The sequence below is a fragment of the Streptomyces sp. NPDC006235 genome (assembly GCF_040613735.1).
GTDB lineage: Bacteria > Actinomycetota > Actinomycetes > Streptomycetales > Streptomycetaceae > Streptomyces.
The window spans coordinates 193,112-206,202 of record NZ_JBEXSR010000011.1 but is presented as its reverse complement, the minus strand read 5'-3'; the positions used below and the strand labels follow the sequence as shown (position 1 = coordinate 206,202).

The 13,091-nt window shown below is 67.3% G+C and carries 11 protein-coding genes and 1 tRNA gene; 10 read left to right on the top strand and 2 right to left on the bottom strand.

What is annotated here, in order from left to right; translation table 11 throughout:
- Positions 1-269: 269 nt before the first annotated feature.
- Together ABZ192_RS16510 and ABZ192_RS16505 are read right to left on the bottom strand one after the other, a co-directional pair.
- Positions 270-1,301 carry an adenosine deaminase gene (locus ABZ192_RS16510; RefSeq protein ID WP_356925173.1) on the bottom strand — a complete coding sequence of 344 codons (1,032 nt, stop codon included), beginning with the start codon at positions 1,299-1,301 and terminating at the stop codon, positions 270-272.
- Positions 1,302-1,432: 131 nt separating this feature from the next.
- Entirely contained in the window at positions 1,433-2,659 is a 1,227-nt protein-coding gene (locus ABZ192_RS16505; RefSeq protein WP_356925172.1) for a pyridoxal phosphate-dependent aminotransferase, read from the bottom strand.
- 306 nt (positions 2,660-2,965) lie between these two features.
- On the opposite strand from ABZ192_RS16505, the gene ABZ192_RS16500 reads away from it, so the two are divergent.
- The 10 genes from ABZ192_RS16500 to rpoB all read left to right on the top strand — a co-directional run bounded on the left by ABZ192_RS16500 (position 2,966) and on the right by rpoB (position 13,073).
- Positions 2,966-3,038: transfer RNA gene (locus ABZ192_RS16500), tRNA-Trp, on the top strand.
- 108 nt (positions 3,039-3,146) lie between these two features.
- Entirely contained in the window at positions 3,147-3,431 is a 285-nt protein-coding gene (gene secE, locus ABZ192_RS16495) for a preprotein translocase subunit SecE (protein WP_356925171.1), read from the top strand.
- A gap of 80 nt (positions 3,432-3,511) precedes the next feature.
- On the top strand, positions 3,512-4,348 hold the full coding sequence (gene nusG / locus ABZ192_RS16490; RefSeq protein WP_356925170.1) for a transcription termination/antitermination protein NusG: 837 nt from the start codon (positions 3,512-3,514) through the stop codon (positions 4,346-4,348).
- 163 nt (positions 4,349-4,511) lie between these two features.
- A complete protein-coding gene (gene rplK / locus ABZ192_RS16485; protein WP_010036796.1) occupies positions 4,512-4,946 on the top strand; it encodes a 50S ribosomal protein L11 in 435 nt (144 codons plus the stop codon).
- A gap of 76 nt (positions 4,947-5,022) precedes the next feature.
- Positions 5,023-5,748: a 50S ribosomal protein L1 gene (gene rplA, locus ABZ192_RS16480; RefSeq protein ID WP_010036794.1), complete on the top strand. Its 726-nt coding sequence runs from the start codon at positions 5,023-5,025 to the stop codon at positions 5,746-5,748.
- Between the two features lie 155 nt (positions 5,749-5,903).
- On the top strand, positions 5,904-6,761 hold the full coding sequence (locus ABZ192_RS16475) for a hypothetical protein (protein WP_356925169.1): 858 nt from the start codon (positions 5,904-5,906) through the stop codon (positions 6,759-6,761).
- A 93-nt stretch (positions 6,762-6,854) separates the two neighbouring features.
- Complete coding sequence (locus ABZ192_RS16470; protein WP_356925168.1) at positions 6,855-7,682, top strand: DUF1396 domain-containing protein; 828 nt, start codon at positions 6,855-6,857, stop codon at positions 7,680-7,682.
- Between the two features lie 295 nt (positions 7,683-7,977).
- Positions 7,978-8,508 carry a 50S ribosomal protein L10 gene (rplJ, locus tag ABZ192_RS16465; RefSeq protein ID WP_010036787.1) on the top strand — a complete coding sequence of 177 codons (531 nt, stop codon included), beginning with the start codon at positions 7,978-7,980 and terminating at the stop codon, positions 8,506-8,508.
- 115 nt (positions 8,509-8,623) lie between these two features.
- Entirely contained in the window at positions 8,624-9,013 is a 390-nt protein-coding gene (gene rplL, locus ABZ192_RS16460; protein WP_020274897.1) for a 50S ribosomal protein L7/L12, read from the top strand.
- A 574-nt stretch (positions 9,014-9,587) separates the two neighbouring features.
- A complete protein-coding gene (gene rpoB / locus ABZ192_RS16455; protein WP_356925167.1) occupies positions 9,588-13,073 on the top strand; it encodes a DNA-directed RNA polymerase subunit beta in 3,486 nt (1,161 codons plus the stop codon).
- Positions 13,074-13,091 lie beyond the last annotated feature (18 nt).

The following is a 13,091-nucleotide window of genomic DNA, read 5'->3' as shown; positions in this document are numbered from 1 at the left end:
ACCTGCTGAGGTGCTGGACCGGCACCTGCACCACCTGCGGACGACCCCTCACCACCAGCAGAACCAGAGCCAGAACCTAACGAAGCACTACTAGGGCAACCACGACGCACTCGCAGCCGCGTACGCACGGAAGGGGACGTGTCGGGGGGGTGTGTCCGCCCGCAGCGGTTGGCGCGTCAACGCCGGCTGGTTGGTGTGTGACCCCATCGCGCCGTTCCGAGGACGGACACCCCCCGGCGCGGCCCCGACCCACCACCACAGCGCAGGCGCTACGAGCGCAACCAGTCGTCCACCCCGGCCAGCAGCTTCGCCTTCACATCCTCCGGCGCCGCCGACCCCCGGACCGACTGCCGCGCCACCTCCGCCAGTTCCTCGTCCGTGAACCCGTGATGCCGCCGCGCGATCTCGTACTGCGCGGCAAGACGCGACCCGAACAGCAACGGGTCGTCCGCGCCCAGCGCCATCGGGACCCCCGCCTCGAACAGCGTCCGCAGCGGCACGTCCTCCGGCTTCTCGTACACCCCCAGCGCCACATTCGACGCCGGGCACACCTCACAGGTCACACCCCGCTCGGCCAACCGCCGCAGCAGCCCGGGATGCTCCGCCGCCCGCACCCCGTGCCCCACCCGGTCCGCCCCCAGGTCGTCCAGACAGTCCCGCACCGACGACGCCCCCGCCAACTCGCCCCCGTGCGGCGCGGACAGCAGCCCGGCCTCCCGGGCGATCGCGAACGCCCGGTCGAAGTCCCGCGCCATGCCCCGCCGCTCGTCGTTCGACAGCCCGAACCCGACGACCCCCCGGTCCGCGTACCGCACCGCCAGCCGCGCCAGGGTGCGCGCGTCCAACGGATGCTTCATCCGGTTCGCCGCGACCAGCACCCGCATCCCGAGCCCGGTCTCCCGCGACGTCGTCTCCACCGCGTCCAGGATGATCTCCAGCGCCGGGATCAGCCCGCCCAGCCGCGGCGCGTACGACGTCGGATCGACCTGGATCTCCAGCCACCCCGACCCGTCCCGCAGATCCTCCTCCGCGGCTTCCCGCACCAGCCGCTGGATGTCCTCCGGCTCCCGCAGGCACGAGCGCGCCGCGTCGTACAGCCGCTGAAAGCGGAACCAGCCCCGCTCGTCCGTCGCCCGCAGTCTCGGCGGCTCCCCGCCGCTCAGCGCCTCGGTCAGCGCGTCAGGAAGACGCACCCCGTGCTTGTCGGCCAGCTCCAGCACGGTCGCGGGCCGCATCGACCCGGTGAAGTGCAGGTGCAGATGGGCTTTCGGCAGCTCAGAGACATCACGTACACGCTCCATTCCAGGATCCTGCCGTACGCCCCAGCCGTCCCGGAAGCTGTTTCCCCTTTCGTGGTCTTGCTCGCACAAACAAATGGGGCACATACCGAATTCGGTATGTGCCCCAGGCCGGGAGGCCGACGCGGCGGACGTCAGTCCTTGGCCTCCGCCAGCAGCTTCTGCATCCGGCTCACGCCCTCGACGAGATCCTCGTCACCCAGCGCGTACGACAGCCGCAGATACCCGGGCGTACCGAATGCCTCACCCGGCACCACCGCGACCTCGGCCTCCTCCAGGATCAGCGCGGCCAGCTCGACCGTGTCCTTGGGCCGCCGGCCCCGGATCTCCTTGCCGACCAGCGCCTTCACCGACGGGTACGCGTAGAACGCGCCTTCCGGCTCCGGGCACACCACGCCGTCGATCTCGTTCAGCATCCGCACGATGGTCTTGCGGCGCCGGTCGAAGGCCTCCCGCATCTTCTCCACGGCGACCAGGTCACCGGAGACGGCGGCCAGCGCGGCGGCCTGGGCGACGTTCGAGACGTTCGACGTGGCGTGCGACTGGAGGTTCGTCGCGGCCTTGATCACGTCCTTCGGGCCGATGATCCACCCGACCCGCCAGCCCGTCATCGCGTACGTCTTCGCGACACCGTTCACCACGACGCACTTGTCGCGCAGCTCGGGCAGCACCGCCGGCAGCGACACGGCCGAGGCGTCGCCGTAGACCAGGTGCTCGTAGATCTCGTCGGTCATCACCCACAGGCCGTGCTCGACGGCCCAGCGGCCGATCGCCTCGGTCTCCTGCTCGCTGTAGACCGCGCCGGTCGGGTTCGACGGCGAGACGAAGAGGACGACCTTCGTCTTCTCCGTACGGGCCGCCTCCAGCTGCTCGACGGTCACCCGGTAGCCGGTCGTCTCGTCGGCGACGACCTCGACCGGGACACCCCCGGCCAGCCGGATCGACTCCGGGTACGTCGTCCAGTAGGGCGCGGGCACGATGACCTCGTCGCCCGGGTCGAGGATCGCGGCGAAGGCCTCGTAGATGGCCTGCTTGCCGCCGTTGGTGACGAGGATCTGCGACGCGTCGACCTCGAGGCCCGAGTCGCGCAGCGTCTTCGCGGCGATCGCGGCCTTCAGCTCGGGCAGCCCGCCGGCCGGCGTGTAGCGGTGGAACTTCGGGTTCTTGCAGGCCTCGATCGCGGCCTCGACGATGTAGTCCGGAGTCGGGAAGTCGGGCTCACCGGCGCCGAAGCCGATCACCGGCCGCCCGGCGGCCTTGAGGGCCTTGGCCTTGGCGTCCACGGCGAGGGTGGCGGACTCGGAGATCGCGCCGACTCGGGCGGAGACCCGGCGCTCGGTGGGAGGGGTTGCAGGGCTCATGCGCCCCATCGTTTCAGACTGGAAACGTGCGCGGCACGGGGGTTTCACAGACTGAACAACGCCGGGCAAATCCCTGAACAACAGTGCGGATCGGCCGCACGGCCTGGGCGATCTTCAGCCGGAGCCCTGCCGTCCGCTCCCCGCCCGACAGGCGATCTTCCGCCAACGAGGCCTTGCCGGAGCCCTTTCTGTTCGACGACCGGCCGCAGACCACGTACACTCTCACCTCGTTGGCCTCTCGCAGGCCGCGCCCGTTCGGTGCACATCAAGCATTCGGACGGATGCGGTACGTTGGGGGACACACAAAGGGTCGTAGCTCAATTGGTAGAGCACTGGTCTCCAAAACCAGCGGTTGGGGGTTCAAGTCCCTCCGGCCCTGCTACACACACCTTCGCCAGGATGTGTGCGCATGTACGTACAGCAATGCACCGCCGTGCGGCTCAGACCGGGCGCGGCACGGCCACGACCCGGAATCAGGTGAGGACGAGTGACGGACGCCGTGGGCTCCATCGACATGCCTGATGCCCAGGACGAGGCGCCGGAGTCCAAGAAGACCCGCAAGGGCGGCAAGCGCGGCAAGAAGGGCCCGCTGAAGCGGCTTGCCCTCTTCTACCGCCAGATCGTCGCGGAGCTGCGCAAGGTCGTCTGGCCGACCCGCAACCAGCTGACGACGTACACGACCGTGGTGATCATCTTCGTGGTCGTCATGATCGGCCTCGTCACCGTGATTGACTATGGACTCAGCAACGCCGCCAAGTACGTGTTCGGCTGAGCCGCCCGCGAAGAGCGCCGAGGTACCCGGCGCTCCTTTCGCATGTTCCACCCCTATGTATCCAGGAAGAAGCAGCCACCGTGTCTGACCCGAACGTGAACGACGCCATCGAGCCTGTCGAGTCCGTCGAGGACGAGCTCGACACCGTCGAGGGCGCGGACAGCGAGGACACCGAGACCTCCGCCGAGGTCGAGGCTGCCGACGCCGTCGCGGATGACGCCGCCGAGGCGGAGACCGAAGACGCTGAAACGGACGCCGAAGAGGCCGCGGAAGAACTCGAGGAAGAGCCCGAGGACGACCGCGACCCGATCGAGAAGCTCCGCGAGGAACTGCGGGTCCTGCCCGGCGAGTGGTACGTCATCCACACCTACGCCGGCTACGAGAACCGCGTGAAGACCAACCTGGAGCAGCGCGCCGTCTCGCTGAACGTCGAGGACTACATCTTCCAGGCCGAGGTGCCGCAGGAAGAGGTCGTCCAGATCAAGAACGGCGACCGCAAGACGATCAAGCAGAACAAGCTCCCGGGCTACGTCCTGGTCCGCATGGACCTGACGAACGAGTCCTGGGGCGTTGTCCGCAACACCCCGGGTGTCACCGGCTTCGTGGGCAACGCCTACGACCCGTACCCGCTGACGCTGGACGAGATCGTCAAAATGCTCGCCCCGGAGGCCGAGGAGAAGGCCGCCCGCGAGGCCGCCGAGGCCGAGGGCAAGCCGGCTCCGCAGCGCAAGGTCGAGGTCCAGGTGCTGGACTTCGAGGTGGGCGACTCGGTCACCGTCACCGACGGCCCGTTCGCCACGCTCCAGGCGACCATCAACGAGATCAACCCGGACTCGAAGAAGGTCAAGGGCCTCGTGGAGATCTTCGGCCGCGAGACGCCGGTCGAGCTCTCCTTCGACCAGATCCAGAAGAACTAGCACCACCCCGGCTTCCGAGCAGGTCAGACGGGCTCCTGGAGTCCGCCTGACCTGCTCGGTTTTTGGCCGCACATGGATACCCGTTATCGTTGTGCGGTATGCCTCCATCCGGCTGATCCGGTTCGGAGGCTGGAAAACTCTCACTAGGACCCGGAGAGAGCACATGCCTCCCAAGAAGAAGAAGGTCACGGGGCTCATCAAGCTCCAGATCCAGGCCGGTGCCGCCAACCCGGCCCCGCCGGTCGGCCCCGCGCTGGGCCAGCACGGCGTCAACATCATGGAGTTCTGCAAGGCCTACAACGCCGCGACCGAGTCGCAGCGTGGCTGGGTCGTGCCGGTGGAGATCACGGTCTACGAGGACCGCTCCTTCACCTTCATCACCAAGACCCCGCCGGCCGCGAAGATGATCCTCAAGGCCGCGGGCGTGGCGAAGGGCTCGAGCGAGCCGCACAAGACCAAGGTCGCGAAGATCACGCGTGACCAGGTCCGCGAGATCGCCACCACCAAGATGCCCGACCTCAACGTCAACGACCTGGACGCCGCCGAGAAGATCATCGCCGGCACCGCCCGTTCCATGGGCGTCACGGTCGAGGGCTGAGCCCCAACCCCATCAGCAGAAGTGGCAGGGCCTGCTCGGCCCGGACCACGACTCCTAAGAATCCACAGGAGCAGTAGTGAGCAAGCGCAGCAAGTCCCTTCGCGCTGCGGACGCCAAGATCGACCGGGAGAAGCTCTACGCCCCGCTCGAGGCCGTCCGTCTCGCCAAGGAGACCTCCACGACCAAGTTCGACGGCACCGTCGAGGTCGCCTTCCGTCTGGGTGTCGACCCGCGCAAGGCCGACCAGATGGTCCGTGGCACCGTGAACCTCCCGCACGGCACCGGTAAGACCGCCCGGGTCCTGGTCTTCGCGACCGGCGACCGTGCCGAGGCCGCGCGTGCCGCGGGCGCCGACATCGTCGGCGCCGACGAGCTGATCGACGAGGTGTCGAAGGGCCGTCTGGACTTCGACGCCGTCGTTGCCACCCCGGACCTCATGGGCAAGGTCGGCCGCCTCGGCCGTGTGCTCGGTCCGCGTGGTCTGATGCCGAACCCGAAGACCGGCACCGTGACCCCGGACGTGGCCAAGGCCGTGACCGAGATCAAGGGCGGCAAGATCGAGTTCCGTGTGGACAAGCACGCGAACCTGCACTTCATCATCGGCAAGTCGTCCTTCGACGACACCAAGCTGGTGGAGAACTACGGCGCCGCGCTGGAGGAGATCCTCCGTCTGAAGCCGTCCGCCGCCAAGGGCCGGTACATCAAGAAGGCCGCCATCACCACCACGATGGGCCCCGGCATCCCGGTCGACCCGAACCGCACCCGCAACCTCCTCGTCGAGGAGGACCCGGCGGCGGTCTGAGCCTGACGGCTCACGCAACCGGTCACGGGCCCCGCACCTCTCACAGGTGCGGGGCCCGTTCCCTTTTCCGGTACGTACGCTTACGTACGCCTTTTCGGTACGTACACCGGTGGCCTGGGTTAACGTGCGGGAACCGGATGCGAACGGGGGAACGTATGCAGGGCACGACCGTGCGCAGCGTGGGCCTGGTGCTCGCGGTGGCGAGCGCTCTGACGGGGGTGGCCGCCTGCACCTCCTCGGACTCCTCCGACAGCCCCGCCAAGGAGGACCGCGCCGCCCACGGGCAGTCCGTCGCGGCCCTGCGCGCCGCAGAGCGGGCCACCCAGCGGGCCGGCTCCGCCCGGGTCGAGTCCACGACGACCATGGGCTCGCTGATGTCCATGACCGCCGACGGCACCCTCGGCTGGGCCGACGGCATCACCGGCACCCTCAGCATCACGTACACCGGCGGCACGATGGCCGACACCATGCGCAGGCTCGGCAGCACCTCCATGGAGGCGCGCTACCTGCCCGACGCCTACTACGCGCGCATGGGCGAGAAGTTCGCCGAGCAGGCCGGCGGCAAGCACTGGATCCGGTACGCCTACGAGGATCTGAAAGCCCTCGCCGGGGGCTCCGGAGCCCATCTCGGGGACCAGATGCGCAGCACCACACCGAACCAGTCGGTGAAGCTCCTGCTGGCCTCCGGGGACGTCAGGAAGGCCGGCGAGGAGTCCGTGCGCGGCCGGCCCGCCACGCACTACTTCGGCACGGTGGCCGCCGCGGACGTCACCGACGCCGCCCTGAGGAAACAGCTCACCGAGGCCGGTGTCACCACCGAGACCGTCGACATCTGGATCGACGAGCGGAACCTGCTCGTCAAGAAGGTGGAGAAGGCGCGGATGAGCACGGGCCTGATGACCCAGACCGCGCACTACGGCGACTACGGCGTGCGGGTCCGGGCCCAGCGGCCCCCCGTGTCCGACACGGGGGACTTCGAGGACCTGATGCGGAAGAAGTCCGGTACGCGCTGAGGTCCCCGGGAATTCTCATAGATCACTTGTGCCCCTCTGGGATAGGCTCACGGCCTTGCTGTGAAGCAATCGCGCATTCCTTGGGGGGAATCAATGAAGGCATCCATACCTGTCGCCGGGCTGGGCGCCCTGCTGCTCGCCGCCGGTGCGGTCGGCTGCGGTGCGGAGCAGTCGCCGGAGATGACGCCCGCGGCCGCCGTCGCCAAGGCGGCGAAGAACACCGACGACATCACGTCCGTCCGGTACCGCCTGAGCGGTACGTCGCCGGAGTCCGGCAAGGTCAAGGGCGAGGCGTCGATGCGCCTGAAGCCCACGATCGCCATGAGCATGAAGATGACGGGGACGGTCGACGGAGCCGCCGAGACCGTGGAGATCCGCCTCGTCGACAAGGCCATGTACCTCGGTGGGGGAGCCGAGATGGCCAAGGAGATGGACGGCAAGACCTGGATGAAGTTCGACCTGTCCGGCTCCGACGCCGGCAAGGAGCTGGACCAGTCGGGGCCCACGAGCCAGGCCGAGCAGAACCCGGCGGCGGAGTCCACCTTCCTCACGAGCGCCAAAGACGTGAAGAAGGTCGGTACCGAGAAGGTCGAGGGCGTCGAGACGACCCACTACACGGGCACGTTCACCCTCGCCGATCTCCGAGCCTCCCTGAAGGGCAAGGACGCGAGCATCCGCGAGAACCGCGAGAAGAGCATCAAGCAGTACGAGAAAATGGGCGTCGAGAAGTTCACGATGGACACGTGGATCGACGGCGACGACCACACCAAGCAGTTCCGGATGAAGGGCGCGGCCGACAAGGGCCCGCTCGACATGACCATCACCTTCCTCGACTACAACAAGCCGGTGAACGTCACGGCCCCGCCGGCCAAGGACGTCGCCGACCTCGCCGACCTGTTCAAGGAACTCGACGCGAGCTGATCCGTCGTACGGGCGGATTTGCTTGACAGCGATCCGTTCCCGTACCCTCCTACAGAAGCCAAAGACCGCTGGTCGTTTACCGCGCGCTCGGACGAGGGTGCGGTGGCCGAAGGATCCGCTGAACGGCGGACGGCCCGCGCAGGTGACACTTGGAGAAGCTCCCGGAGTCCGCCGCCTCGTGTGTGCGTACAAACGGTCGAGCTGCGCCCCGTGCCCCTGCGCCGGGGCGTTTCGTTTTCCCCAGTCCTCCTTCGGGTCCGCGCGGTCCGAATCACCCGGAAGGAGGCCGAGGCTCATGGCGAGGCCTGACAAGGTCGATGCCGTCGAGGAGATGCGGGACAAGTTCCGCGACTCCAACGGCGCTGTCGTTACTGCGTACACCGGTCTCACCGTGGCGCAGCTGCAGCAGCTGCGTCGTTCACTCGGTGAGAACGCTCATTACCGTGTGGCGAAGAACACGCTGACCAAGATTGCGGCCAACGAGGCCGGGATCACCGCGATCGACGACCTCTTCACGGGTTCGTCGGCCGTCGCCTTCGTGACCGGTGACCCGGTCGAGGCGGCGAAGGGTCTCCGTGACTTCGCCAAGGACAACCCCAACCTGGTCATCAAGGGCGGCGTCCTTGACGGCAAGGCGTTGTCCGCCGATGAGATCAAGAAGCTTGCGGACCTCGAGTCCCGCGAGGTTCTGCTCTCCAAGCTGGCCGGTGCCATGAAGGGCAAGCAGTCCCAGGCTGCCTCTGTCTTCCAGGCGCTGCCGTCGAAGCTCGTCCGCACCGTGGACGCGCTCCGTGCCAAGCAGGACGAGCAGGGCGGTGCCGAGTAACTCGGCTCGCATCCCGGCCCCCGCTGCCTGAACGCGGAGGCCGTCGCGGGCCAGTAGTACGCCCGCCTCACATGTACATCCGGCACCTGCCGATTTAGTGGAAGGACCGCCAATCATGGCGAAGCTCAGCCAGGAAGACCTGCTCGCGCAGTTCGAGGAGATGACCCTCATCGAGCTCTCCGAGTTCGTGAAGGCGTTCGAGGAGAAGTTCGACGTCACCGCCGCCGCGGCCGCCCCGGTCGTCATGGCCGGTGGCGCCGGTGGCGCCGCCGCCGCCGAGGCCGAGCCGGAGAAGGACGAGTTCGACGTCATCCTCACCGGTGCCGGCGACAAGAAGATCCAGGTCATCAAGGTCGTGCGTGAGCTGACCTCCCTGGGCCTGAAGGAGGCCAAGGACCTGGTCGACGGTGCGCCGAAGCCGGTTCTGGAGAAGGTCAACAAGGAGGCCGCCGACAAGGCCAAGGAGTCCCTCGAGGGCGCCGGTGCCTCCGTCGAGGTCAAGTAAGACCTCCCGGATCCGCCAGGATCCACAACACGTCCCGCTGGGCGTGTAACGCGTAAGCGCTCAAGAGCGATCATCCATCCGGGTGGTCGCTCTTCGGCGTTTCCGGGGTCCGGCCACGGTTGCCTTGCACCCTCTGTGGCGGGGGGTATGGTGATCTTCGTCGTGTCTCTGGGCCGGCCCCGGTTCGGGCAGGGGGGCCTTGACGAACCGCACGCAGCGCGCAATTCTCAGGACGCGTCGTCACAAGGATCCGAATCCGAGGTATGGATCGGCGACGAAGAGGGCAGTATCAACGTGCGTTGAGGGCAGCGCCTTGTCGCAGGAGTGGAACAACGAGGGTCAACACGGGTTTCACAACCCGGACTGGACATCAGTGTGCCGTGTGGCTACACTGACCCTTTGCGCTGCCTGTTAGCTGTCCCCTGCCCGTCACCAGGGGTCTGCCCTCGCCCGAGCATCGACGACAAGAGCTGTCTGACCTGGCCTTCAGGCCGGATCGACGCGGCTTGTCTCTGTGTACGGGAGAGGGGCCGGTACGCGCGTAGTGAGTCCGAGCCCTCGGAAGGACCCCCTCTTGGCCGCCTCGCGCAACGCCTCGACCGCGAATACGAACAACGCCGCCAGCACTGCCCCGCTGCGCATCTCTTTTGCAAAGATCAAGGAGCCTCTCGAGGTTCCGAACCTGCTCGCGCTGCAGACCGAGAGCTTCGACTGGCTGCTCGGCAACACCGCCTGGCAGAGTCGGGTCGAGGAGGCTCTCGAGAACGGTCAGGACGTCCCCACCAAGTCCGGGCTCGAGGAGATCTTCGAGGAGATCTCCCCGATCGAGGACTTCAGCGGGTCGATGTCGCTGACCTTCCGCGACCACCGCTTCGAGCCGCCGAAGAACTCGATCGACGAGTGCAAGGAGCGCGACTTCACGTACGCGGCCCCGCTCTTCGTCACCGCCGAGTTCACCAACAACGAGACCGGTGAGATCAAGTCCCAGACGGTCTTCATGGGCGACTTCCCGCTCATGACGAACAAGGGCACCTTCGTCATCAACGGCACCGAGCGTGTCGTGGTGTCGCAGCTCGTCCGTTCGCCCGGCGTCTACTTCGACTCCTCCATCGACAAGACGTCCGACAAGGACATCTTCTCCGCGAAGATCATCCCGTCCCGGGGTGCCTGGCTGGAGATGGAGATCGACAAGCGCGACATGGTCGGTGTCCGCATCGACCGCAAGCGCAAGCAGTCCGTCACCGTCCTGCTCAAGGCGCTCGGCTGGACCACCGAGCAGATCCTCGAGGAGTTCGGCGAGTACGAGTCCATGCGCGCCACCCTGGAGAAGGACCACACCCAGGGCCAGGACGACGCGCTGCTCGACATCTACCGCAAGCTGCGTCCGGGCGAGCCCCCCACGCGTGAGGCCGCGCAGACGCTGCTCGAGAACCTCTACTTCAACCCCAAGCGCTACGACCTGGCCAAGGTCGGCCGTTACAAGGTCAACAAGAAGCTGGGCACGGACACCCCGCTGGACGCCGGGATCCTGACCGTCGAAGACATCATCGCGACGATCAAGTACCTGGTGAAGCTGCACGCCGGCGAGACCGAGACGGTCGGTGACAACGGCACCTCCGTGGTCGTCGAGACCGATGACATCGACCACTTCGGCAACCGCCGCCTGCGCAGCGTCGGCGAGCTCATCCAGAACCAGGTCCGTACGGGTCTGGCGCGTATGGAGCGTGTCGTCCGCGAGCGGATGACGACCCAGGACGTCGAGGCGATCACGCCGCAGACCCTGATCAACATCCGGCCGGTCGTCGCCTCCATCAAGGAGTTCTTCGGCACCAGCCAGCTGTCCCAGTTCATGGACCAGAACAACCCGCTGTCGGGTCTGACGCACAAGCGGCGTCTGTCCGCGCTCGGCCCGGGTGGTCTGTCCCGTGAGCGGGCCGGCTTCGAGGTCCGTGACGTGCACCCCTCGCACTACGGCCGCATGTGCCCGATCGAGACCCCTGAAGGCCCGAACATCGGTCTGATCGGCTCGCTCGCCACCTATGGCCGTGTGAACGCGTTCGGTTTCGTCGAGACCCCGTACCGCAAGGTGTTCGAGGGTCAGGTCACCGACCAGGTCGACTACCTCACGGCCGACGAGGAGGACCGCTTCGTCATCGCGCAGGCCAACGCGCCGCTGACGGACGACATGCGGTTCGCCGAGGCCCGGGTGCTCGTCCGCCGTAAGGGCGGCGAGGTCGACTACGTCGGCCCCGAGGACGTGGACTACATGGACGTCTCGCCGCGCCAGATGGTGTCGGTCGCGACCGCCATGATCCCCTTCCTGGAGCACGACGACGCCAACCGTGCCCTCATGGGCGCGAACATGATGCGCCAGGCCGTTCCGCTGATCCAGGCGGAGTCCCCGCTCGTCGGCACCGGCATGGAGTACCGCTCCGCGGTCGACGCCGGCGACGTGGTCAAGGCCGAGAAGGCCGGTGTGGTCCAGGAGGTCTCCGCGGACTACATCACCACCGCCAACGACGACGGCACGTACATCACGTACCGCCTGGCCAAGTTCGCCCGCTCCAACCAGGGCACCTCGGTCAACCAGAAGGTCATCGTGGCCGAGGGCGACCGGATCATCGAGGGCCAGGTGCTCGCCGACGGTCCGGCCACCCAACAGGGCGAGATGGCGCTGGGCAAGAACCTGCTCGTGGCGTTCATGCCGTGGGAGGGTCACAACTACGAGGACGCGATCATCCTGTCGCAGCGCCTCGTGCAGGACGACGTCCTCTCCTCGATCCACATCGAGGAGCACGAGGTCGACGCCCGTGACACCAAGCTCGGCCCCGAGGAGATCACCCGGGACATCCCGAACGTCTCCGAGGAGGTCCTCGCCGACCTCGACGAGCGCGGCATCATCCGCATCGGTGCCGAGGTCATTGCCGGTGACATCCTCGTCGGCAAGGTCACGCCCAAGGGTGAGACCGAGCTGACGCCCGAGGAGCGCCTGCTGCGCGCGATCTTCGGTGAGAAGGCCCGTGAGGTCCGTGACACCTCGCTGAAGGTGCCGCACGGCGAGACCGGCAAGGTCATCGGTGTGCGCGTCTTCGACCGCGAGGAGGGCGACGAGCTTCCCCCCGGTGTGAACCAGCTGGTGCGCGTCTACGTCGCGCAGAAGCGCAAGATCACCGACGGTGACAAGCTCGCCGGCCGCCACGGCAACAAGGGCGTCATCTCGAAGATCCTGCCGATCGAGGACATGCCGTTCCTGGAGGACGGCACCCCGGTCGACATCATCCTCAACCCGCTCGGTGTCCCGTCCCGAATGAACCCGGGACAGGTGCTGGAGATCCACCTCGGCTGGCTCGCCAGCCAGGGCTGGGACGTCTCCGGTCTCGCCGACGAGTGGGCGCAGCGCCTGCAGGCCATCGACGCCGACCAGGTCCCGCCGCGGACCAACGTCGCGACGCCGGTCTTCGACGGTGCCCGCGAGGACGAGCTGGCCGGCCTGCTGGAGCACACCATCCCGAACCGCGACGGCGAGCGCATGGTGCTCCCGTCCGGCAAGGCGCGGCTGTTCGACGGCCGTTCCGGTGAGCCGTTCCCGGAGCCGATCTCGGTCGGCTACATGTACATCCTCAAGCTGCACCACCTGGTCGACGACAAGCTGCACGCCCGTTCGACCGGCCCCTACTCGATGATCACCCAGCAGCCGCTGGGTGGTAAGGCCCAGTTCGGTGGCCAGCGCTTCGGTGAGATGGAGGTGTGGGCGCTGGAGGCTTACGGCGCCGCGTACGCCCTCCAGGAGCTGCTGACCATCAAGTCCGACGACGTGACCGGCCGCGTGAAGGTCTACGAGGCCATCGTCAAGGGCGAGAACATCCCCGAGCCCGGCATCCCCGAGTCCTTCAAGGTGCTCATCAAGGAGATGCAGTCTCTCTGCCTGAACGTGGAGGTGCTGTCCAGCGACGGTATGTCCATCGAGATGCGTGACACCGACGAGGACGTCTTCCGCGCTGCGGAGGAGCTCGGCATCGACCTGTCCCGGCGCGAGCCGAGCAGCGTCGAAGAGGTCTGACGGGAGTTCGGCGGACCT

Excerpts from the sequence above, each read along its gene's own strand:
- rplJ (WP_010036787.1), top strand. The coding sequence starts at position 7,978 with ATGGCGAGGCCTGACAAGGTCGATGCCGTCGAGGAGATGCGGGACAAG.
- rplL (WP_020274897.1), top strand. The coding sequence starts at position 8,624 with ATGGCGAAGCTCAGCCAGGAAGACCTGCTCGCGCAGTTCGAGGAGATG.
- ABZ192_RS16470 (WP_356925168.1), top strand. The coding sequence starts at position 6,855 with ATGAAGGCATCCATACCTGTCGCCGGGCTGGGCGCCCTGCTGCTCGCC.
- ABZ192_RS16510 (WP_356925173.1), bottom strand. The coding sequence starts at position 1,301 with ATGGAGCGTGTACGTGATGTCTCTGAGCTGCCGAAAGCCCATCTGCAC.
- ABZ192_RS16475 (WP_356925169.1), top strand. The coding sequence starts at position 5,904 with ATGCAGGGCACGACCGTGCGCAGCGTGGGCCTGGTGCTCGCGGTGGCG.
- rplK (WP_010036796.1), top strand. The coding sequence starts at position 4,512 with ATGCCTCCCAAGAAGAAGAAGGTCACGGGGCTCATCAAGCTCCAGATC.
- ABZ192_RS16505 (WP_356925172.1), bottom strand. The coding sequence starts at position 2,659 with ATGAGCCCTGCAACCCCTCCCACCGAGCGCCGGGTCTCCGCCCGAGTC.